Origin of the sequence: Cellvibrio mixtus subsp. mixtus J3-8, from assembly GCF_000766945.1 — a bacterium.
GTDB lineage: Bacteria > Pseudomonadota > Gammaproteobacteria > Pseudomonadales > Cellvibrionaceae > Cellvibrio > Cellvibrio mixtus_A.
This window is the reverse complement of the sequence record NZ_KN266210.1, coordinates 130,608-154,593: the sequence shown is the minus strand read 5'-3', so window position 1 is coordinate 154,593 and position 23,986 is coordinate 130,608. Positions and strand designations below refer to the sequence as shown.

16 protein-coding genes and 1 pseudogene are annotated in these 23,986 nt (G+C 47.1%); 15 read left to right on the top strand and 2 right to left on the bottom strand.

The features are described 5' to 3' along the window. Positions 1 to 147: 147 nt before the first annotated feature. The 8 genes from A596_RS15630 to recO all read left to right on the top strand — a co-directional run bounded on the left by A596_RS15630 (position 148) and on the right by recO (position 8,856). On the top strand, positions 148 to 1,152 hold the full coding sequence (locus A596_RS15630) for a MotY family protein (protein ID WP_235425757.1): 1,005 nt from the start codon (positions 148 to 150) through the stop codon (positions 1,150 to 1,152). Between the two features lie 209 nt (positions 1,153 to 1,361). Further along, positions 1,362 to 2,774, top strand: a complete 1,413-nt coding sequence (locus A596_RS15625; RefSeq protein ID WP_039916437.1) for a DegQ family serine endoprotease — start codon at positions 1,362 to 1,364, stop codon at positions 2,772 to 2,774. Positions 2,775 to 3,305: 531 nt separating this feature from the next. After that, positions 3,306 to 5,105, top strand: coding sequence for a translation elongation factor 4 (gene lepA / locus A596_RS15615; protein WP_039916434.1), 1,800 nt, complete (start codon positions 3,306 to 3,308; stop codon positions 5,103 to 5,105). 35 nt (positions 5,106 to 5,140) lie between these two features. Beyond that, a complete protein-coding gene (gene lepB / locus A596_RS15610) occupies positions 5,141 to 5,989 on the top strand; it encodes a signal peptidase I (protein WP_039916432.1) in 849 nt (282 codons plus the stop codon). A 53-nt stretch (positions 5,990 to 6,042) separates the two neighbouring features. Further along, positions 6,043 to 6,477 carry a DUF4845 domain-containing protein gene (locus tag A596_RS15605; protein ID WP_039916430.1) on the top strand — a complete coding sequence of 145 codons (435 nt, stop codon included), beginning with the start codon at positions 6,043 to 6,045 and terminating at the stop codon, positions 6,475 to 6,477. 2 nt (positions 6,478 to 6,479) lie between these two features. Then, complete coding sequence (rnc, locus tag A596_RS15600) at positions 6,480 to 7,160, top strand: ribonuclease III (RefSeq protein ID WP_039916429.1); 681 nt, start codon at positions 6,480 to 6,482, stop codon at positions 7,158 to 7,160. A 55-nt stretch (positions 7,161 to 7,215) separates the two neighbouring features. Then, the gene (era, locus tag A596_RS15595; RefSeq protein ID WP_039916427.1) at positions 7,216 to 8,133 is read left to right on the top strand and encodes a GTPase Era; all 918 of its coding nucleotides are present in this window, start codon (positions 7,216 to 7,218) and stop codon (positions 8,131 to 8,133) included. Positions 8,134 to 8,142: 9 nt separating this feature from the next. Beyond that, positions 8,143 to 8,856 carry a DNA repair protein RecO gene (gene recO, locus A596_RS15590; RefSeq protein WP_039916425.1) on the top strand — a complete coding sequence of 238 codons (714 nt, stop codon included), beginning with the start codon at positions 8,143 to 8,145 and terminating at the stop codon, positions 8,854 to 8,856. On the opposite strand, the gene A596_RS15585 is transcribed toward recO, so the two are convergent. Next, entirely contained in the window at positions 8,853 to 11,660 is a 2,808-nt protein-coding gene (locus A596_RS15585; RefSeq protein ID WP_084128438.1) for a response regulator, read from the bottom strand. The two genes, recO and A596_RS15585, sit on opposite strands and share 4 nt — an antisense overlap. 254 nt (positions 11,661 to 11,914) lie before the next feature. Between A596_RS15585 and cysM the strand changes: the two genes are divergently transcribed. The 6 genes from cysM to A596_RS15550 all read left to right on the top strand — a co-directional run bounded on the left by cysM (position 11,915) and on the right by A596_RS15550 (position 20,583). Continuing rightward, a complete protein-coding gene (cysM, locus tag A596_RS15580; RefSeq protein WP_039916423.1) occupies positions 11,915 to 12,805 on the top strand; it encodes a cysteine synthase CysM in 891 nt (296 codons plus the stop codon). Between the two features lie 64 nt (positions 12,806 to 12,869). Next, entirely contained in the window at positions 12,870 to 14,327 is a 1,458-nt protein-coding gene (locus A596_RS15570; RefSeq protein ID WP_084128435.1) for a CotH kinase family protein, read from the top strand. Positions 14,328 to 14,446: 119 nt separating this feature from the next. Beyond that, positions 14,447 to 15,958, top strand: a complete 1,512-nt coding sequence (gene rlmD, locus A596_RS15565) for a 23S rRNA (uracil(1939)-C(5))-methyltransferase RlmD (RefSeq protein ID WP_052417578.1) — start codon at positions 14,447 to 14,449, stop codon at positions 15,956 to 15,958. Positions 15,959 to 16,047: 89 nt separating this feature from the next. Then, entirely contained in the window at positions 16,048 to 18,288 is a 2,241-nt protein-coding gene (gene relA, locus A596_RS15560) for a GTP diphosphokinase (RefSeq protein WP_039916663.1), read from the top strand. Positions 18,289 to 18,293: 5 nt separating this feature from the next. Beyond that, complete coding sequence (mazG, locus tag A596_RS15555; protein WP_039916420.1) at positions 18,294 to 19,100, top strand: nucleoside triphosphate pyrophosphohydrolase; 807 nt, start codon at positions 18,294 to 18,296, stop codon at positions 19,098 to 19,100. Between the two features lie 223 nt (positions 19,101 to 19,323). Then, a complete protein-coding gene (locus A596_RS15550) occupies positions 19,324 to 20,583 on the top strand; it encodes an HD-GYP domain-containing protein (protein WP_084128432.1) in 1,260 nt (419 codons plus the stop codon). Positions 20,584 to 20,955: 372 nt separating this feature from the next. Here the strand turns inward: A596_RS15550 and A596_RS22715 are convergent. After that, positions 20,956 to 21,507, bottom strand: a pseudogene (locus A596_RS22715) (pseudouridine synthase); the annotation flags it as partial. Positions 21,508 to 21,736: 229 nt separating this feature from the next. Between A596_RS22715 and A596_RS15540 the strand changes: the two are divergent. Then, positions 21,737 to 23,962 (top strand): NADP-dependent isocitrate dehydrogenase, encoded by a 2,226-nt coding sequence (locus A596_RS15540; protein WP_039916418.1) that lies wholly within the window; start codon positions 21,737 to 21,739, stop codon positions 23,960 to 23,962. The last annotated feature ends 24 nt before the right edge of the window (positions 23,963 to 23,986 follow it).

Genomic DNA, 23,986 nt, shown 5'->3' with positions numbered 1-23,986 from the left:
GCGTCCCCTCCGCAGCCTTATCCGTAGCGGGCATTTTGGGCGGGGCTGGCTATACTCGGTAAATTCCTTTAACACGGCGGTGCGGCTCTCCCGATGAATGTGGTTTTTCTATCAAATATGCCCCTTGCGGCGCGTCTATTTTTGACAGTGATTACGCTGTCTCCCGGTTTTCTGGTTAGCCATGCAGCGGCACAAACTTATATCGCTCCTTTTTCTGACTCCCAATGGAAGAATCAATCCGGTGATTTTGCTTGCAGCCTGACCCACGAAATCCCTGGCTTTGGTAGTGCGCGATTAGCCCGCAAAGCCGGAAGCGGTGAAGTGCTTGAGCTAAATGCCAAATCCCAGGGGCTGGGTTCTGATGCTTTCAAAGTAGAAGCTGTCGCTCCCCCGTGGCGTAGTGATGTCACCCCGAGAACCCTCGGGCAAGCGCAAGCAAATAACCAATCCTTAAACGTTAGTGGTACGCAAATTGGCGCAATCACTAGTGCTTTGGAGCAGGGCACTAACGTGATTTTCAGTGGCAGTACCCTGCGTGCAGGGTTAGCGGCGCGTAATTTCGGACCCGCGTTTGCAATCTATCAGAAATGTGTGAAAAATTTGATTCCTTATACCTTTCAACAATTGTCACACACAGTATTGAGTTATGACGTCGATGCAGATGAGTTGAGTTCCCGATCCAAAACCGGGCTGGATAAAATTGTGCGCTACGTAAAAGCGGATAAACAAGTGCTGGGGCTCATCGTGGATGCCCACAGCGATAAGCTGCCAAAACCGGAGCAGGGTGATGCATTATCCAAACGGGAAGCAGAATGGGTGACGGCTTATCTGGTTGAAAAAGGTATTCCTGCAGAACAAATCACTACCCGTTGGCATGGGGATAAGTTTCCCATCGCGGATAATAAAACCAAAGCCGGGCAGGCTAAAAACCGCCGTGTAACCGTGCGTTTGGAAAACGCGGAAACCCGCAAGGAAATGGAAAAAAAAGTAGCAGCTATTAAAGCAGCAGAAGAACAAGCCGCTGCGGAAAAAGCAACGAGTTCCGCCGCTGAAAAATCAGTGCCGGCGATAGACGCCAAACAGCTTCAGGATTTAACCGAACAGCAAAATATATTGAATGGAAAACAGCCTGAGGTGGGGTTGCCGCGGTGAATCAGGCTGTAATTGGTTGTAAGTCTCGTTATTGATAATTATTCTGCCGCGCTTGCATTTTTTTAGCATAATTCCCTAAACATTCTTAACCCGGAATTTACAACCGGATTGGAATTTTTTGCAAACCGTTTAGTCTCAAGCTGCGAATGCATGTTGTAGTGGCCCGAGTGGTGCATTACTTCAGCGAATTAATAACCAAGGAGTTAATTATGCAAGTTTTAACCCGCCAATGGATGAACACCATGTTGGTTCTCTGTGTGGCATGTTTTTCCTTCAACACTTTTGCAGCAGAACTGCCTGATTTCACACAGCTTATTGAGAAGCACTCACCGGCCGTGGTGAAGATTACCGCTATTTCCAAAGCATCAGTAGCAAGAGTAGACCAGCAACAATTACCACCTGATTTGCAGGGTTTACCCGATATTTTCCGCGAGCTGCTGGAGCGTCGCCAGGCACCGCGTGATCGTGGTTCCATGGGTTCCGGTTTTATTATTTCTGATGATGGTTATGTACTGACAAACAACCACGTTATTGAGCAAATGGATAACATCACCGTGATCCTCAATGACCAGCGCGAATACACTGCCAAATTAGTGGGCAGCGACGAGCGCTCGGATTTGGCGCTATTAAAAGTCGAAGCGAAAAATTTGCCGACCTTAACCCTGGCCAAAGATGAAACCTTGAAAGTGGGCCAGTGGGTTGTCGCTATTGGCTCGCCATTTGGTTTGGATTATTCCGCTACTGCAGGCATTGTTAGTGCAATAGGCCGCAGCATTCCGTCGGCGCGTACAGAGAGCAATTATGTTCCATTTATTCAAACCGATGTGGCAATTAACCCGGGCAATTCCGGTGGCCCATTGTTTAATTTGAACGGTGAAGTGGTGGGCATCAATTCACAAATATATTCACCCTCCGGTGGTTCTGTAGGGCTTTCATTCGCAATTCCTTCAAGTTTGGCAATCGATGTCGTTGCCCAGTTAAAAGATAAAGGCCGCGTAGATCGCGGTTGGTTGGGGGTAATGATCCAGGATGTTGATAAAAATCTGGCCAATTCGCTTGGTATTGATAAGCCGATAGGCGCATTGATCAGTGAAGCTGACCCTGAAGGCCCGGCCACTAAATCCGGTTTGAAAGCGGGTGACTTGATTATTAAATTCAATGGACACGATGTGCATACTTCCAGCGACTTGCCGTATCTGGTTGGCAGAACCGTGCCTAAATCCAAAGTGCCGGTTGTAATTATGCGCAAGGGTAAAGAGCAAACACTGAATGTAACTGTAGGTATATTGCCAGTATCACCGGAAGAAGCAGTTGAGCGTCCGGCTAACGCACCTAAAACAGAAACGGCGGTAGATAGTTTGGGCTTAACCGTAACACCACTGGATCGTTCTACCCGTGGTGGTGCAGAAGCAGGGGTCATTGTGAAAGACGTTAAGCCTAATAGCCCAGCCGCAGAAGCCGGTTTGCAACCAGGTGATGTGATTACGCAGTTGGCATTTGGTGATATCAAATCTGTTGCGGATTACAACAAGATTGTGAAAGGCTTGCCAAAAAATGAACCTCACGCAGTTCGCTTCTATCGCCAGGACCGCCCTGTGTTCAGGTCGATCATTATTAAATAAAGAGTGTTATTTAAAGCTACAACGAAAAACGCCAGCAATAATATTGCTGGCGTTTTTTTTGAGTCGGTATTGTCAATCAACGTATATGAAAAAGACCTGTGGGTATCTGGCATCGATAGTCCCACAGGTATAAAACAGAAAGAGCTTAATTCAAAAACCAGTATGGTGATATCCAGTGGATGGTGCGCCGTATTTGATTCGGTATCGTTTGGTGATCCGATGCCGATAAACAACTTAATCCATGGTTGTTCAACGGCGTGCTGCTGCCATGACCGCATTGTTATTGTGCAAAAACAGTCGTATTCCGTCTGTAAAAAATTGTGGGTAAGTTTACCTATCTGTAACAGTGACGTTACCTGAAAAGCGGTGGTGAAGCCTTTCACTTTCTAAAATGAAGGTCGATTCACAGAACTCTTTCCCGCGCCGGCGTCACATGGCACCGGATGGCCAAATAGGCTAGAATGCCGCCCATTCTTATCGCCCCCCTGTTTCCGGGGATCAAATCCAACTCGTTAAAGTAGTTAAGCACCTGTGACTGACCTGAGCCATATCCGCAACTTTTCCATCATCGCCCATATTGACCACGGTAAATCCACCATTGCCGACCGCTTTATCCAAATGTGCGGTGGCTTGAGTGACCGTGAAATGGAGGCGCAAGTCCTTGATTCCATGGATTTGGAGCGTGAACGTGGTATCACCATCAAAGCCCACAGCGTAACCTTGCACTACAAAGCACGCGATGGCAAAACCTATCAACTCAATTTCATTGATACCCCGGGTCACGTGGACTTTACCTATGAAGTATCCCGTTCGCTTGCGGCGTGTGAAGGTGCGTTGCTAGTGGTGGATGCGGGCCAGGGCGTAGAAGCCCAGTCTGTTGCTAACTGCTATACCGCAATCGAACAAGGCCTGGAGGTAATTCCGGTCTTGAATAAGATGGATTTGCCTCAGGCAGAGCCAGACCGCGTTGCGCAGGAAATCGAAGATATTATTGGTATCGATGCTACTGAAGCTGTGCGTTGCTCGGCCAAATCCGGCATGGGTATGGAAGATGTATTGGAAGAATTAGTGCGACTGGTTCCACCGCCGGTTGGCGATGTTGATGCACCCTTGCAAGCGCTAATTATCGATTCCTGGTTCGACAACTATCTCGGTGTAGTGTCGCTGGTGCGCGTAAAGCAGGGCACCTTGCGATTGAAAGACAAAATCATTACCAAGACTATCGGCAAAGCCCAGATTGTTGATGGTGTGGGGGTATTTAGCCCGAAACCAACCCAATTAAAAGAACTGAAAGCCGGCGAAGTAGGTTTTGTAGTTGCTGGTATCAAGGACATTCACGGTGCACCGGTAGGCGATACCATCACCCATGCGCAAACGCCGGATGTTGAAGCGCTGGAAGGTTTCCAGAAGATTAAGCCGCAAGTTTATGCCGGTATGTTCCCGATCAGCTCTGACGACTTTGAGGATTTCCGCGAAGCGCTGGCCAAGTTGACCCTGAACGATGCTTCCCTCTTCTACGAACCGGAAAGTTCGGATGCATTGGGCTTTGGTTTCCGTGTCGGTTTCCTCGGCATGCTGCATATGGAAATCATCCAGGAGCGTTTGGAGCGTGAATATGATCTCGACCTGATCACTACTGCTCCAACGGTGGTTTTTGAAGTGGTTAAACGCGGTGGCGAAGTTATTTACGTTGATAACCCATCCAAATTACCCGACCCGGGTTCAATCGATGAAATGCGTGAGCCAATCGTTGAAGCCAATATCCTGGTTCCCCAGGAACATTTAGGTAATGTGATCACGCTTTGTATTGAAAAGCGTGGCGTACAAAAAGATTTGCAATTCACCGGTTCACAAGTATCGGTTAAATACGAGTTGCCGATGAATGAAGTTGTGACAGATTTCTTTGATCGCCTGAAGTCAGTAAGCCGGGGGTTTGCGTCGCTGGATTACAGTTTTGTGCGTTTCCAGGCTGCAAGTCTGGTGCGTTTGGATGTACTGATTAACAGTGAAAAAGTAGACGCGTTGGCGATTATTGTGCACCGCGATAAAGCGCATGGTATGGGGCGCTCACTCACTGAAAAAATGAAAGAGTTGATTCCTCGCCAAATGTATGACGTTGCAATCCAGGCGGCGATTGGTGGTCAAATTGTTGCACGTTCTACTGTAAAAGCTTTGCGTAAAGATGTGACGGCAAAATGTTACGGCGGTGATGCAACGCGTAAGAAGAAACTGTTGGAAAAACAAAAAGCCGGTAAGAAGCGCATGAAACAAGTGGGTAGTGTTGAAATCCCGCAAGCGGCGTTCTTTGCGGTATTAAAAATAGATAGTTAATGCATTGCTGGCCAACAACACATTAAGGAAACTCAATGAGCAGTATTAATCTTCCGCTGATTCTCACGCTGGCTGTACTGGTTACCGGTTTGGTGTGGTTATTTGATGCACTGGTATTGGCGCGTCCGCGCAAGCAAAAAGTTGCGGCTGTTGAACAGCAATTTAGCGGTATGGCATTGGAAACCGAGCAACAGAAAACGGCTTATGAGGACGCTAAAAGTGTTGCGGGCCGCGAGCCTGTATTGGTGGAATACGCCAAGTCATTTTTCCCGGTGTTGTTTATTGTCTTCTTTTTACGTTCCTTTTTAGTGGAACCGTTCCAAATCCCATCGGGCTCTATGATTCCAACATTGGAGGTCGGTGATTTTATTCTGGTGAATAAATTTGCCTATGGTGTCCGCGAGCCTATTACTAATACCCAACTTATTCCGGTAGGAAAACCACAGCGCGGTGATGTTATGGTGTTTTTCCCGCCCCATGCTCCCGATACTTACTATATTAAGCGTGTTATCGGTATTCCAGGCGATCATATTTCCTATAACAATCACGTGTTGACTATTAATGGCAAAGTGATTGAAGAAAAATTGGTGGCTCAATTACCGGTAGGTGCACCTTATTATCGTACTGTGACGGAAACTATCGACGATAAAACCTTTACTGCGAATAAGTATTTGCAGCCTGGTCATTTGAGTGTGCGTGGCTCATGGGTTGTTCCTGAAGGACACTACTTCATGATGGGCGATAACCGCGATAACAGTCTGGATAGCCGTGAATGGGGCGTGGTGTCTGAAGATGCGATTGTCGGTAAGGCATTTGCCGTGTGGATGCACTGGGATAAATTCCTGAGCATTCCTTCTTTTGATCATGTTGGCGTTATCAAATAAGTTTTTGTGCTAGCGTAAATGCAGGACCATTTTCTGTTGCGGAGACCAAGCGAATGAAAGCTATTCAGATGAAATCACTTAAACATCAGCGTGGTTTGGGGATGTTGCAATGGGCCCTTGTTATTGCTGTTGCCGGTTTTTTTCTGTTATTCGCTTTTAAAGTTGTCCCCCTTTATGCAGAGAATCGTTATGTAGAATCTGCATTGCGTTCGCTGGTCTCCGGCGGTGAAAAAATTGAGGAGATGACGGATGCAGAAATCACTAAAAAACTTAATAACTTCTACATGATTAATAATGTCCGTAGTGAAGGGCCAACTAAAAACATCAAGATTGAACGTGAAGCAGAAAAAGCGGTAATTACCGTTGATTACGAAACACGTGTCCCGTTGTTGTACAACATTGATTTGGTATTGGTATTCAAGAATCATCTTGATAGCACCAAGCCAACGCAGTGTTGCAAACCTGTAACTAATGCCGCGACCAAGTAATTTTGCAAAACCTTAAATACCAGCGCCTTGAAGAACGTCTTGGCTATCAATTTGAAAACCAGCGCCAGTTGCAACTGGCGTTGACCCACCGTAGCCATGGGGCTACTAATAATGAGCGCCTTGAGTTTCTGGGCGATTCCATTTTAAATTTTATCATTGGCGAAGCATTATTCAGCCGGTTTCCTGAAGTGCGGGAAGGGCAGCTCAGCCGTTTGCGTTCCCAACTGGTTAAGGGTGAAACCCTGGCTGAATTAGCCCGTGAATTTGAAATGGGGGATTACCTGATTTTAGGTGAGGGCGAGTTGAAATCGGGGGGGCGAAGTCGCGACTCCATTTTGGCAGATAGTATAGAGGCGATTATTGGTGCGATTTACAGCGAACGCGGTTTGGAAATATGCCGCGAGCGGGTATTAACCTGGTTTGCTTCTCGTTTGGATGCAATCGGCATTGATACCAGCGCCAAGGATTCCAAATCACGCCTGCAGGAATATTTACAGGCCCAACGCCAACCGTTGCCGGAATATGCTGTAATCAATGTTGGTGGTGAAGGTCATGCACAAGTATTTACGATTGAATGCCGGGTAGCTATCGCCAAAAAACCGACCCAGGCTTCTGCATCCAGCCGAAGAGAAGCGGAAAAGCAATCTGCGGTATTGATGCTTAAACAGCTGAAAATTGACTAATCTGCTTCCGCTGTTTTTTTATTTTTAATCCTTATTTTTTCTGTAGTACTCGCTTATGACTTTTGATTCCGATACTGAAAACACCGATACCCGTTGTGGCTATGTTGCCATTGTTGGCCGGCCTAACGTGGGTAAGTCGACGTTGCTCAATCATATTCTCGGGCAAAAAATCAGTATCACTTCACGTAAGCCGCAAACCACCCGCAATGCGGTTGTTGGTATTAAAACTGAAGGTGGTGTACAAATTATTTTTGTGGATACACCGGGAATGCACCTTGGTCAGCAAAAGGCGATTAATCGTTACATGAATCGCGCTGCTACTACTGCAATGAAAGATGTGGATGTTGTGGTGTTTGTGGTGGATCGCTTTATCTGGACCGAAGAAGATGAAGCTGTTGCAGAAAAGCTCCAACACATTAACAGCCCGGTGATTCTGGCGGTCAATAAAGTCGACCAAATAGAAGATAAAGAAACCTTGTTGCCGCATTTACAGCAATTGGCTGAAAAATTAAATATTGCAGAAATTGTCCCTATCTCGGCGTTGCGTAACAATAACCTGGATCGCCTGGAACAATTAATTATCGAGCGTTTACCGGAAGGCATTCATATGTATCCGGAAGATCAAATTACTGATCGTAGTTCGCGTTTCATGGCCGCTGAAATCGTGCGTGAAAAAATTACTCGCCAGCTCGGTGATGAATTGCCTTATGAAATGGCTGTTGAAATTGAGGAGTTTAAGCAGGAAGGAAACTTACTCAATATTTCAGCACTGATTCTGGTTGAGCGCGATGGACAGAAAAAAATCCTGATTGGCGATAAGGGGGCGCGTATCAAATTGATTGGTACCGAAGCCCGTATCGATATGGAAAAATTATTTGAAATGAAAATCATGCTCAAGCTCTGGGTGAAAGTAAAATCTGGCTGGTCGGATGACGAGCGGGCGTTACGCAGCCTCGGCTACAATGATTTTTAATCGTCACAGATGCGTGTTGATCTCCAGCCAGCATATATCCTTCATTCCCGTCCTTACCGTGATACCAGTTTATTAGTTGATTTGCTCACGCCCGATTTCGGGCGCGTCACTGCTATCGCGCGCGGTGTGCGTAAAACCAAAACCCCGAAGCGACAATTGCTTAATCCTTTCAGCCGTTTGTTAGTGTGTTGGCAAGGCAAAACGGACATGAAACTGCTTACCAGCTTTGAAGCGGATAATCATTTTCTCTCGCTCAAAGGCAATCATTTATATTCTGCGTTTTACCTCAATGAATTGTTAGTACGATTGTTGCCGGAAATGGATCGACATAACGGTTTATTCTTCGCGTATGAGCAGTGCCTAGCTGCATTGCAGCAAGAGTTGGATATAGAACCCCTGTTGCGCGGTTTTGAATTTCGCTTGCTGGAAGAACTGGGTTATGCGCTGGATTTTACGCTGGATGTGCGCAATGGATGTGAAATAGAGGCGCAAGGGTTTTATGATTGCCACATCCAGGAAGGATTTTATGCCGCTGCGCCGGATATTCCGGAAGCCTATTTGTTAAAAGGTGAATGGATATTGGCTATCGCTGCGGGAAATTATTCCGCGCCTGCAACTCGCCAGGCAGCAAAAAAATTGGCGCGGCGTATGCTCAAGCCTTTGCTGGGCAGTAAGCCATTGCATAGCCGCGAACTGTTTAAACAAATTAATCCTGATAATTAATTGGCTGGTGATTCGTCCGGCTCAAGGCCAAATAGCGCATCAATATTTTTATTCCGCCCCCAATTAATCAAGTCATCCAATGCGTGGTTAAGTGCAGGTATTGCACTGCGTGCCTGTTCATATTGTTTGCTTTGAAATAATTTATCCAACAAACCACTGATATGTTTCAAGCGCGGCACTCCGCAATAGCAACTACTGCCGTAAAGCCGATGGACCAGTTCGCCCACTTCTTCATACTGTTCTGCATTTAACGTTTGATTGATCTGTTCCTTTTCCACTTCAAGCCCCGCTAATAACATGCTCAGCATATCGCGGGCGAGTGCCGGTTTGTGATTGGCGAGTTTCAGGCACAATTGAATATCAACCGAACCGGTGAGGTCTTCCGTGGGAATAGTTTCCCGGGTGCTGGTAATCAATTTTTCTTCGGGTTGCACGACAACTTCTTTTTTACCGGAAAGGCTAGCCCAGCGATTAATGATGTGCGCCAATTGGCTTTCATTCACGGGCTTGCTGATACAGTCATCCATTCCGGCAATTAATAATTCAGCTTTTTGTTCGGTGATGGTGTGTGCTGTTAACGCAATAATGGGTGTGCGACGCTTGCCTTGTTCCAGCATGCGAATGTGGCGTGTTGCTTCCATGCCATCCATGCCTGGCATTTGGATGTCCATAAAAATTACATCGAATTCATTTTCTTTACAGGCATCAATTGCTTGCGGGCCGCTATTAGCCTGGGTGACTTGGGTATTTAATCCCCGCAATAATTCCGAAGCCAGTTGCAGGTTGGCAGGATTATCGTCTACCAATAATACTGAAATACTTGGGCCAAGCAGTTCTTCATCTTCCTGTTCGCGCATATCTTTAATATGCAGGTCCAGTTGCCTTCCGAGCGTTTGCAGCAACGAATCGTACGCGATAGGCTTGTTAATAAAGAGCACTTGTGATTTATCGGAGTGATTGCGGAATAACCGTTGATGTGCCGGTGTACAACATACAATCAAGGTACAACTGAACTCCATATGCAATTGTTCAGCAAGATTATTCAATAGCACCGGCGGAATTTTTCGTTCGTTGGGTGCGATATCCAGAATTAATAGATCAAAATTATTATTGCTATTGCGCGCATTGCGCAAAATAGGGAAACAGTCATGAATCGCAGGAATATTTTGGGTGTTGCCATTCCACTCGTGCAACAAATTATCAATTTGTTTGAGCGAGGCCTGGTTTTCTCCGCAAAGTAAAATCCGGTAATCGCTAAGATTAGCTAGCTGGCTAACGGATGGTTGGCGTTTATCGATACCGAGGCGCGCTGTAAACCAGAAGGTAGAACCTTGTTCGGGCTCGCTCACTACACCGATTTCACCATGCATCCGCTCTACCAGGCCCTTACATATCGCAAGACCAAGGCCGGTTCCTTCATGCTCGCGTGTAATTGAGGTATCAGCCTGGTTGAATGGGCTAAATAATTGATCCTGTTCTTCGCGGCTTAAACCAATCCCTTCATCACTTACGCATACTTTTAGTGTAATTTGAGTTTCTTGTCTTTGTAGTACGCTTATATCAACAATGATGTTGCCACTATTGCTGTATTTGATTGCATTGGTAACTAAATTCGATAATACCTGTTTAAAGCGAAGCGCATCGCCGAGCAAATTTTTAGGGATGGATGGCTCAATATAATTGACTAATTCAAGGTTTTTTTCATGGGCATCGGGTGCAAGTATGTGCAGTACTTCATCAATACTTTGACGAATGGGGAGCGGTGCATAATCCAGGGTTAATTTACCGGATTCAATTTTGGAGAAGTCGAGGATACCGTTAATAACAGTCAACAGGTTTTGTGCTGAATCGCGGATAGTTTCCATATATTCGCGCTGTTGTTCATTTAACTCGGTTTTTAGCGCGAGGTTAATAAAACCAAGAATGCCATTTAACGGTGTGCGAATTTCATGACTGGTGTTGGCGAGGAATTCGGATTTAACCCGGCTGGCTTCCAATGCCTCTTTGCGCGCTAAATCGAGCTCAACGTTTTGGATTTCAATGGTTTCCAGTGTTTCGCGCAGATCTTCGATTGCATGATCAATATGGCCTTGCATATCCGTTTGCGCTGCTTCCATATAATCCGCCATGGTATTAATGGCTTCTGCAAGGCCAAAAAACTCACTGGAACTCTGCTGTGCAACCCGCTCACTTAAACGCCCGCGGGCGAGAGCGTGGACAATATTTTTAATGTGGTCGAGAGGATCAGTAATGCGATAGTAAAGTGAAATCGCAAAATAGGCGCCGATGATCAAACATAAAATAGTCAATGCAATCGTCAGCACAATCGCTTCATAACGAACCACTGCATAAGGCGCAGCTAACAATTCAATTTCAACCCAGCCGACAGGATTTTTGTTTTCAAGGTTTACTAATGGATGCGAAAAGCGCAGGGTGCGATAGGTTTTTCGTTCTAGCGGCTGGATCATATTCGGCTCGCCTGAGTCATGGGTTTCCATAAATTGTGGGCCGCTATGGAAGGTTTGGTCCTTGTCTGCGTAGTAAACGTGAATCGCGCGAATGTAAGGTTCTTCCAGCGAAGCATCCATGATGTTTTGCACCAATTCGCGATTATTTTCCAGCATCGGTTTGTGCAATAGATGGGCGGTTTTTTGGGCGAGGATGCTACCGCGTAAATCGATAAATTTATCGACCTGGGAAATGCACAAATACGTCAGGCTCACCGCGATGAAAATAATAATACTGATGGAAGGGATAAATATAAGGCGCCATACATCGGACTTAATACTGTTGCGTTTATTCATGGCTGGATGCCTTGTTCCTTTTTTTTTGCTGAAAGGGCGTTGATAGAAAAGCGTTATTGATACACACCTGGCTGGTTATTGGATAAAAACCTGTTGATATGGTCACGGCGAGTGTAGCCAGGTGTTCGCAGGGGCGAGTGATCACAGGTAGAATAGCCGCCTCGCGCGCGCATGCGCAACCAGCCCACAAATTGATCTGCCTATACCAGTATAAGTGCAGTTGACGGGCATCAGACTCACTGACTGAGGCATTTATGGATTTCCCTACAATTGACGCGTTTGTTGGCAACACGCCATTGGTGCGTTTGCAACGCCTGCCGGGCGCTACGACCAATAATGTACTGGTAAAGCTGGAAGGCAATAACCCTGCCGGCTCGGTTAAAGATCGCCCGGCGCTGTCGATGATTACCCGCGCTGAATTGCGCGGTGATATTAAACCCGGCGATACCCTGATTGAAGCTACCAGTGGTAATACCGGGATTGCACTGGCGATGGTGGCAGCGATTAAAGGCTATCGCATAATTTTAATTATGCCGGACAATTCCACTGCAGAGCGCAAAGCCTCCATGGCTGCCTATGGAGCGGAATTGATTCTGGTTTCCAAGGAATCCGGTATGGAAGGCGCGCGCGACCTTGCATTGCAAATGCAAGCAGAAGGCAAGGGTATTGTGTTAGATCAATTTGGTAATCCCGATAATCCACTCGCGCATTACACAACCACAGGGCCAGAGCTTTGGCAGCAGACTGGCGGTACCATCACTCACTTTGTCAGTTCCATGGGAACTACCGGAACTATCATGGGGACCTCGCGTTTTCTCAAAGAGAAAAATCCGGAGATCCGGATTATTGGTTTGCAGCCGTCGGAAGGGGCACAAATCCCCGGGATTCGCCGCTGGCCAGAAGCGTACCTGCCTAAAATATATGAGCGTGACCGTGTCGACGGCATAGTAAGCATGCCCCAGCAACTTGCAGAAGACACTATGCGTGAGCTTGCACGTAAAGAAGGGATTTTCTGTGGTGTTTCATCTGGCGGTGCAGTGGCTGCGGCGTTAGAACTTAGCCAGCAAGTAGAAAATGCGGTAATAGTGGCGATTATTTGTGATCGCGGTGATCGCTACTTATCGTCAGGTTTGTTCAACGTTTAAGTAAAAGTTTTTCACACAATACAGCGATAAAAAATTAATCAACAATAATGAATCAGGAGATTTTATGTCGGCAGTTATTCGGGTTTTAGTGATCGTTTCGGCGTTACTAACAGGGGCGTGTGGAGGTTCAGGTTCAGGCAGCAAAGGCAGCGGGGCTTCATCGCCGGCAACGGTTTCCTCCGCGGTAAGTTTGTCTTCCACGGCAAGCGATTCGTCACTGGCTATAGTGTCATCAAGCGCAAGCAGCCTTGCAATACCAGCAGAATTTCCCAAGGGAACGGCTGAAACCCTGCCGAAATTATCGATTACTACCGATGGTGCAGCACCTATTGTCTCTAAAGAAAATTACATCACCGGGCAATTCTCGTTAGCAGGTGCTGATGTTGAGCAAGTCAGTGGCACGATGGAGATTCGTGGGCGCGGCAATTCCACCTGGTCCTGGGATAAAAAACCGTATCGTTTAAAATTAACCAACTCTACTACGTTGCTGGGAATGCCGGCGAGCAAGCATTGGGTGCTGTTGGCGAATTACGCCGATAAAACCTTAATGCGCAATGACGTCGCCTTTATGTTTAGTAAAAGTGTGGGAATGGAATACACACCGCGCGCGCAATATGTGGAAGTTAGTGTAAATGGTGCGTATCAAGGTGTTTATCAATTAGTTGAACATATCCGTGTGGCCAAGGATCGTGTGAATATTCCGGAAATGAAAGTGACAGATGTCGATGCAGAAAAAATTACCGGCGGTTATTTAATGGAAATTGATTTCCGTTATCACAAGGATTTTTGCAAGAACAACGCTTATGAATCTTTCTGTGTCAATGGCGAGAATATTAATCGCCAGATCGACTTCTGCATTGATTCAAACTATGGTATGGACCCATTTTGCTTGCAGAGCCCGGAAACTTTACTCGATCCCGCCTGGTCTGCCCAGCGCGAATATATAGCGAAATATTTTGCCGATACTGAAGCCGCATTATTTGGTGGTGATTTTAAAGATCCTAATAAAGGCTATGCCGCATTTATTGATGTAGACTCTGTGGTGAATTACTACATTATTAATGAATTGTTTAAGAATCCGGATGGCGCCGCTGCAAGTGCATTTGTGTACAAGAAGCGCGGTGGAAAATTATTTTTCGGTCCGGTATGGGATTTTGATTTGTCATTTGGTAATGCCGGTTATAACGATGTCGATAAAACCTATAATTGGCACATCCGCAATTCGTCGTGGTTTAAGCGTTTATTTGAAGATCCTGCTTTTGAAGCCAAGGTGAAGACGCGCTGGCAAGCCCTGAAAGCCGAGGGCAAATTTGAATTATTATTTATTTATGCTGACGCACGGGCAACCTGGCTGGAAAAACAACAGGCAAAAAATTACACCATTTGGTCAGTTACGGATTTTGCGCCCTGGATTCTCCATGGTACACATGGTGGCACCGGCAGTTATGATGCAGAAGTGAAAGAAATGATTCGCTGGCAGAAGGCAAGGTATCAATGGATCGACTCGCAACTCGGTAAATAACTATTGTCTTTGTACAAGAGTTGTTTGGTGAATGTTTGTAAATCAATGTTGGTTAATAACAGCGTGTAAGTAAATGTTCGTTAATAGATGTTCGTTAATAGATGTTCAGAGAAGGTTTAATGACCAATCGCAGTGGTAAAGGTGGCAATAGTAAAAACGGCAACGCTAGTAGCGGCAAACGTACCGGTGGAAGTTTGCTCGGGAAAAAACCGCGCCCGAAAAAAGCAGGCGAACCGGCGTATGTTCGCGATGATGCACCACGGATGAACGCTCCGCGTGTGGCGGAAAAAATCCTGCCGCAAATTAATAAGCGTATGGGCGAATTTACTATTGAGCGATGGAGCCACGATGGCCGTGGCCTAACTCATCTGGATGGTAAAACCTTATTTATTCAAGGTGCGTTGCCGGGTGAGCGAGTAAGTGCGCGGTTGGTCGAAGAGCATCCACGATTTATTGAGGCCCGTGCGGATCAAATAATAGAGGCATCTGCTGATCGAACCGAGCCTCCTTGTGTGCATTATCATGAGTGCGGTGGTTGCCAGTTACAGCATGTAAAACCTGACGCACAAATTGCGCTTAAGCAACACGCGCTAATTCAACAATTGCAACATTGGGGCAAGGTAACCCCGGCGCGAATTTTGCCTGCGGTGAGCGTTGCTGATATGGAATATCGCAACCGCGCACGTTTAGGTGTGTGGTATGAAAATGATGGCAGTGTGAGCCTCGGTTTTCGTCAACAGCAGAGTAAAACAATTGCCGCGATTCAACATTGTTTAGTGCTTGCACCGGAATTAAATGCGCTGATTAAACCGTTGCAAGCATGGTTGGAATTGCACTCGGCAAAGGTAGTAACCCATATCGAACTGGTGCGCGGCGGCGATGAATCAGCGGTAATTTTGCGACATATCAAAAAATTATCTGAACAGGACTTGCATAATCTCAAACAATTTTCACAGCAGTACCAATGCATTGTGTGGCTGGAGCCAAATGGCAATACCGGGTTGACGGATTTGGATAGTAGTGCCGTTAATCCGCGTTTAAATTATTTAGTAGATAAATTGCAATTACATTTTCATCCGCAGGATTTTACCCAGGTGAATCCGCGAGTGAACGAACAAATGGTGACCCAGGCATTGGCGTTACTTAATCTACAACCCCATGAACGGGCATTGGATTTGTTCTGTGGTATTGGCAATTTCACCTTGCCAATGGCGAGGGTTTGCCGCGAAGTAATAGGCATTGAAGCAGTTGAATCGATGGTATTGCGTGGTCGTGAAAATGCACAGCGCCTGGGAATTGCCAACGCAAAATTTATTGCCGCGAATCTGGCTGATATGACCCATACTCAATGGCAACGCTTGGCGGGGGGTAAAGAACATGAAATTGCTGCAATTTTGCTTGATCCGCCCCGCGATGGTGCAAAAGAAGTGGTAACAACCATAAAACAGTGGGTTGAGGCGAAGCAACTTTCCCCCAAGCGGATTGTCTACGTCAGTTGCAACCCGGCCACTCTGGCGCGAGATGCAGCAATTTTGGCTGAAGCAGGTTACCAATTGGATGCTGCCGGGGTGCTGGATATGTTTCCCCACACTAGCCACGTAGAGTCAATGGCGTTGTTTTTGCTTAAGTGATTGGCTTGTTATGGCATTTAAATTCTCATTAAATGCCAATCGTAAAAACCAGAAAAATAAAACAACCCCGAATTATTGAAGTAGACGTTATGGTTAAAGTCAGAGCAGATCACCCCATAGCCGCTGATGGCAAGGTCGATATTGATGCCTGGATCGACCGCCTCAATCACTCCCACCTGCAAGTGGAAACCAGCCGTGCCGAGCTGCGTCGCGCCGCCGAAAAAAGCTTATCGCTGGTCAATATTCATGCCGACGATGACCATAACTGGGGTGAAGAATTCTCCTGTTTTCGCATCGGCCTGGAAATGGCGGAAATCCTGACCGATTTGCAATTGGATCAGGATGCATTGGTTGCGGCCATTCTCTATCGCGCAGTGCGCGAACATAAAATCAGCCTCAAGGATGTGCAAGACGAGTTTGGTGAAACAGTAGGCAAGCTGGTAAAAGGTGTGTTGCGTATGGCGGCCATTAGTTATCAGCGCAATGAGGAGGAGCGGGTACTTGGTTCCCAGGCAACTGAACAGGCAGAGAAAATCCGCAAGATGCTGGTTGCCATGGTTGATGATGTCCGTATCGCCCTTATCAAGCTGGCCGAACGTACTTGCGCAATCCGCTCGGTAAAAAACGCGAGCCCGGATCGTCGTCGCCAGGTTTCCCGTGAGGTCGCTGATATTTATGCACCGCTTGCCCATCGCCTGGGCATTGGCCACATCAAGTGGGAATTGGAAGATCTTTCCTTTCGCTATTTGCAACCCGATGATTACAAGCGCATTGCCAAACTGCTGGATGAACGCCGTTTGGCGCGGCAGGAATATATCGATAACCTGCTAAGGCTTCTGCGCGATGAATTGAAAAAAGCGAATATTGATGGCGCTGTGGGTGGACGTGCAAAACACATCTATAGCATCTGGCGAAAAATGCAGCGCAAAGGCATTCCTTTTTCGCAGGTTTATGATATTCGCGCTGTGCGTATCCTGGTTCCGACCATCCGTGACTGTTATACCGTCCTCGGTATAGTGCACAGCCTCTGGCGTAACATCCCCCATGAATTTGATGATTACATTGCGTCGCCTAAAGAAAATGGTTATCGCTCGTTGCACACCGCCGTGTGGGGGCCGGAAAATAAAGTACTGGAAATCCAGATCCGCACCCAGGAGATGCATGAGGAATCTGAACTTGGCGTGTGCGCCCACTGGCGTTACAAAGGCACAGATACCAAGTCCACCCAGGATGCTTACGAACAAAAAATCTCCTGGCTGCGTCAGGTGCTTGAGTGGCATGAAGAGCTGGGCGGCGATAGTTCGCAATTACAAGATGATTTGCGCTCGGTTAACCAGGACCGTATCTATGTCTTTACCCCTGAGGGGCATGTGGTGGATTTACCGCGCACCGCGACGCCACTTGATTTCGCTTACAAAATCCACACGGATGTCGGGCATCGTTGTCGTGGTGCAAAAGTTAATAACCGCATAGTACCGCTCAATTATCATCTGACTAACGCAGATCAGGTGGAAATCCTGACCGGTAAACTGGAATCGCCCAGCCGCGATTGGTTGAATGCTGCACTGGGTTATGTGAATACACCGCGCGCGCGCGCCAAAATCCAGCATTGGTTCAAGCAACAGGCGCGCGATAAAAACATCGCTGAAGGCCAGGCGTTGTTGGATCGCGAATTCAAACGCCTCGCATTATTGGATCTGGATTTTGAAGAGCTGGCGAAAAAGCTGCGCTTCAACTCGCTCGATGATTTATACGCTGCGGTAGGGGCGAGTGATATTGGTGTGGGCCAGGTATTAAATGCTGCCCAGAAATTGATTGATGAGGCGGATCCACAACAGCCGTTAATTCCATTCAAAACCAGGGCGCCGCGCCCGAAAAAAGATTCGGATTTTTATATCGAAGGTGTGGGCAACTTGCTTACCCAAATCGCCAATTGCTGTAATCCGGTGCCAGGGGATGCAATCACAGGTTACATTACCCTTGGGAAGGGCGTTTCTATTCATCGCCAGGATTGTTCGAATATCCTGCAACTGCAAGCCGATGAACCCCAGCGCATTATTAAAGTCGAGTGGGGCGATGCACCGCAAAGTTTCTATTCCGTGGATGTGGTGATTGAGGCCTATGATCGTTACGGATTGTTAAAAGATATTACGGCGCTGCTTGATCAGGAGCGTATTAATATCATCGCTTTGCAAACACTATCGGACAAACGCAAAAATACAGTGGATATGCAGGTGACTGTGGAGATTCGTGGTTTTGACGAACTGAGCCGCATACTTACCAAGTTAAACCAATTGCCGAACATTGCCTCTGCGCGCCGCAAGCATTGATTTTTATGGAATTTGCTGTGAACCAATACTCTATCGATGACTTACTGTATCTCATGGCACGGTTGCGCGATCCGGAGTCAGGCTGTCCCTGGGATATCAAACAGGATTATGCCAGCATTGCACCCTCAACATTGGAAGAGGCTTACGAGGTTGTCGACGCAATAGAAAAGCAGGATTTTGTTCATCTGAAAGAAGAGCTGGGCGATTTGTTGTTTCAGGTTATCTTTTACAGCCAACTGGGGAAAGAAGAGCATCGTTTTGAATTTGCAGGCGTTGTATCTGACTTGGTTACCAAACTAATTCGCCGTCATCCCCACGTATTTCCAGACGGCACTTTGCAGAGCTACATCGATAATCGCCATACCTTGCCAGGCGATGTAAAGGCGCGCTGGGAGGCTATTAAGCAACAGGAACGTGAGGCCAAGGGGGCGCAAGGTTTGTTGGCCGATATCCCGCTAAATTTACCGGCGCTCAGTCGCGCCGCAAAATTGCAAAAACGCGCGGCCAGTGTTGGTTTTGATTGGGATGATGTGTACGGGCCTATTGCCAAGGTCCGTGAAGAATTACTGGAAGTTGAAGCCGAACTGGATTCAGGTGACCACCAGGCGCTGGAAGAAGAATTGGGTGATTTATTGTTTGCAGTGGTGAATATTGCGCGTTATATGAAGGTTGATCCCGAGCAGGCATTGCGTCGAGCGAATCAAAAGTTTGAACAGCGATTTGGTTTTATTGAAGAAAATGTCAGTCGACCGTTAGAGGAAACCTCAATCGATGAAATGAACCGTTTATGGGATCTGGCCAAAATCTCATAACTTTTTACCCTGTAAAAACCCCCATTTGATCGAATTTACCTATTGAAAGCTGGCACATAAATCTTCATAAAGTAATAAGCCGTTATTTTTTGATAGCTTTTTGTTTAATGTTAACGCTTTCAAAAGCAGCTATGATTCGATCATCGGTGAGTCATTTACCCACCATTTTTCTAATCAATACGGCGCTCCGCAGTAATAATAACAACAGCAAAGTGAGGTTTCTTTGGATCGGCATGAAGTAAAGCCGGGCTATGTGGATAAGCGTCTAAGTACCGTCAAGATCCACATCTCTGAGCTGAAAATAGGTATGTTTGTTTCCAAGCTGGATCGCGACTGGCAGGAAACCCCATTCTTGATGCAAGGCTTTATGATTGAAAGCCTGGATGATATAGACGCGGTTGCCCAATATTCACAACATATCTGGATTGATGCTGTCCGTGAAGAGTGGATTCCGCCCGAACAGCGCGGTGTTTCTGGTCCTCCTATCCCCAAAGTCAAATCCTATATCAACAAGATTGATGCGCAAAAAGAACATCAGGCAGCGCTGGGTGTTTTTCGTGAAGCCAAGAAATTAACCAAATCCTTGCTGGATGATGCCCGTTTGGGGGGCGTCGTCAATACCGAGCAAGCCAAAGCGACGGTCAAAGACTGTGTCGGCAGTATTTTGCGTAATCCGGATGCATTGATCTGGATGTCACGCATGCGCAATGAAGATGAATACACCGCCGAGCACTGCTTGAATGTGTGCATCCTTTCTATCGCCTTTGGGCGACATCTTGGTATGAATGAAGATGAATTGGAAAAGTTAGGGCTGTGTGGATTGCTGCACGATGTGGGCAAAATGCGTGTACCGGCCAATGTCTTGAATAAACGCGAAGAGCTTTCCGATAAAGAGTTCAACATTATCAAGGCCCATACAGTTCATGGTCGCAATTTACTAATGTCATCTCCCGGTATCCCTAACGCCACTGTTGACGTTGCCTACAGCCACCATGAACGTGTCGATGGAACAGGTTATCCCCGTAAACTGAAGGCGTCAGGGATTTCCGATTTCGCGCGTATTATCGCTATTGTTGATGCATATGATGCAATGACGGGCGATCGTTGTTACTCCCGTGCCGTTCCCGGAACGGATGCGTTAAAGCGTATTTTTGATGATCGCGGCAAACATTTTGATGAGCGCCTGGCATTGGAGTTTATTAAATGCGTTGGGCTTTATCCTCCGGGAAGTATCGTTGAGCTGATCAACGGTTTGATTGGTATAGTATTGGAAACCAATTATCGTTATCGCCACTTGCCAAAAATCATTGTAGTGAAGGATTTGAGCAAGCCTTTGGAAAAAGAATTGATTTTAAACCTGGTGGATGTGGAGCAGAAAAAGCTCGACAAAACGTATCTGATCAAGCGCGCGTTATGCGACGGCACTCATGGTATTCGACTGCGGGATTATCGAGAAAAAGGGCTGACTTTTACTTATGGTTAAGCAGATTTTTAAACACTAAAGGCGCTTCGGGCGCCTTTTTTATTGGGCTTGCAGGAGGTTTTTCCATGTTACAGGGGGCGGAGCTTATGTTGGCTCCCGTGTAATCTTTGGCTTTGGTTTTTGAATCACCAATGTTTGTGTTGCCGGTTTGGCTACTTTGGTTGGCAGTTTTGCCCGCGAACCGGCTCCCGGTTTTTTTCCTGCTGCTGGTTTTGCTGTACGTCCTGTCTCCCCCGATTTGTTGGTAGCGCGACCATCCGTTGATTTGTACTGGGCAGGTTTATGATGCGTATTCGTTCCGCCCGGTTTTTTCGCTTCCGCAGTTGTGTTGCCAGTGCGCCGTTGGGTTGGCCGTGCCTGGGGGCTTCCCGCCGTCCTGGGCAAATGGATGGTTTCAGTTTTATATTTACCCGGTTCAATGCCTTCCAATGTCCATGAGCCTATTTTCACCCGCACCAGGCGTAGCGTAGGGTGACCGACTGCTGCAGTCATACGGCGCACCTGGCGATTACGGCCTTCTGTAATGACAATTTCGATCCATTGGGTTGGAATATTTGCGCGGTCGCGAATCGGTGGATCCCGCTCCCAGAGTTTAGGTGCTGGAATCAGACGTACTTCAGCTGGTTGCGTCATGCCATCATTGAGTTCCACGCCCTGGCGCAGCCTGGTTAATGCGTAGCTGTTCGGAGCCCCTTCGACTTGCGCCCAATAGGTTTTGGGCAGTTTGTGTGACGGATGGGCAATATGATGTTGCAACTGGCCGTCATCGGTCAGCAATAGCAGTCCTTCCGAGTCATGATCAAGGCGGCCGGCCGGGTAAACATGAGGGATTTTGATATATTCCTTCAGCGTGGGGCGGCCTTCTTCGTCTGTGAATTGCGAGAGCACACCAAATGGTTTATTAAAAAGAATCAGAGCAGACATAAAGCGTTACATAACTCACTATGGATACCAACAGAACGCGAATTTTATCCCATATTGGTGCTCCGGCCATAGCAACATAACTCATGCATAAAGGCGGATAGACGTGTAGAATCGCCGGCGCTCTGGCAAGGGGGCAGTTCCCTGTGGCGGGGCTCTTTTTCTAAATTTTCATAACGTTTATGGCAAAGCTCACAAGGCCGAGCCGCATGAATTGATGGAGCCATCTTAAATGACTGATTCAAAAATTATCTATACCCAAACTGACGAAGCCCCAGCCTTAGCTACTTATTCTTTACTCCCTATCGTTCAAGCCTTCACTCAATCTTCCGGTATAGCTATCGAAACTCGTGATATTTCCCTTTCAGGGCGTATCATCGCTGCCTTCCCCGAGTCGCTGACGGAAGAACAACGTATTGGCGATCACCTGGCTGAATTGGGGAAATTGGCAACCACTCCAGAAGCGAACATCATCAAGCTGCCAAATATCAGTGCGTCCATTCCACAATTGAAAGCCGCCATCAAAGAATTGCAATCCCAGGGTTACAAACTGCCTGATTATCCTGAGAACCCGGCGAATGATGCCGAAAAAGACGCGAAAGCGCGCTACGACAAAATCAAAGGTTCCGCTGTAAACCCGGTACTGCGTGAAGGTAACTCTGACCGCCGCGCACCCTTGTCAGTAAAAAACTATGCCCGTAAGAATCCCCACAAAATGGGTGCCTGGTCGGCAGATTCCAAATCCCATGTTGCGCACATGGATGCCCATGATTTCTTTGGTAGCGAAAAATCCACGACTGTTGCAGAAGCAGGCACGGTAAAAATTGAACTCGTTGCTAAAGATGGCTCTACCAAAGTTCTGAAAGAGACCACCAAAGTACAGGCAGGCGAAGTTATCGATGCTTCGGTACTGAGCAAAAACGCTCTGCGTGCTTACATTGCTGCACAAATTGAAGATGCTAAAAATGCTGGTGTATTGTTTTCAGTTCATTTGAAAGCAACCATGATGAAAGTATCGGACCCGATTATTTTCGGTCACTTTGTTTCTGTTTACTATGCGCCAGTGCTGGAAAAACATGCCGCCGTTTTGGCTGAGTTGGCGGTAGATGTTAACAACGGCATCGGTGACCTTTACACCAAGATCAAATCGCTGCCTGCCGAAAAACAAGCGGAAATCGAAGCGGATATCAAAGCGCTTTATGCAACTCGCCCGCAATTGGCGATGGTGAATTCTGATAAAGGCATTACCAACCTGCACGTTCCCAGTGATGTGATTGTGGATGCGTCCATGCCGGCGATGATTCGCGACTCCGGCAAAATGTGGAATGCCGAAGGCAAACTGCAAGATACCAAAGCGTGTATCCCTGATCGTTGCTATGCCGGTGTGTATCAAGTTGTGATTGATGATTGTAAAAAGCACGGCGCTTTCGATCCAAAAACCATGGGTAGCGTGCCGAACGTAGGTCTGATGGCGCAAGCAGCCGAAGAATATGGTTCACACGATAAAACGTTCCAAATTCCTGCTGATGGCGTGGTACGTGTTGTCGATGCTGCAGGAAAAGTCCTGTTGGAGCAAAACGTAGAGCAAGGTGATATCTGGCGTATGTGCCAAGTAAAAGATGCACCAATCCAGGATTGGGTGAAGCTCGCCGTAAATCGCGCCCGCGCTTCCAATACCCCGGCCGTATTCTGGTTGAATCCTGCCCGCGCCCACGATGCCCAGCTGATTGCCAAGGTTAATACCTACCTGAAAAATCACGATACTTCCGGTTTGGAAATTCTCATCAAAACTCCGGAAGAAGCTACGCAGTACTCACTGGATCGCATTCGTGCTGGCAAAGATACTATCTCGGTTACAGGCAACGTATTGCGCGATTATCTGACTGACCTGTTTCCGATTATGGAATTGGGTACTTCAGCAAAAATGTTGTCGATTGTTCCTCTGATGAACGGCGGTGGCTTGTTTGAAACCGGTGCTGGCGGTTCTGCGCCCAAGCATGTGCAGCAATTTGTCGAAGAGGGCCACCTGCGTTGGGACTCGTTGGGCGAGTTCCTTGCATTGGCTGAATCGCTGGATCATTTCGGCAACGTTGCCAACAATGCCAAAGCGAAAGTGTTTGCTAAAACCCTGGACCAAGCTAATGGCAAGTTCCTGGATGAAAACAAATCTCCAGGTCGTGCAGCGGGTGAGTTGGATAACCGTGGCAGCCACTTCTATCTGGCTCTTTACTGGGCCCAGGCTCTGGCTGCACAAACTGAAGATGCAGCATTGCAAGCACAATTTGCACCTTTGGCCAAAACCCTGGCTGAAAACGAAGCGAAGATTGTGGCAGAGCTGAAAGCAGCTTCTGGCAAGCCAATTGATTTGGGTGGCTATTATCGCCCGAATTTCGCCAAAGCTTCAGCAGCATTGCGTCCAAGTGCAACTTTTAATAACGCCCTCGCAAGCCTGAACTAATTCCGGGGTTAAATCCCAGGCAAG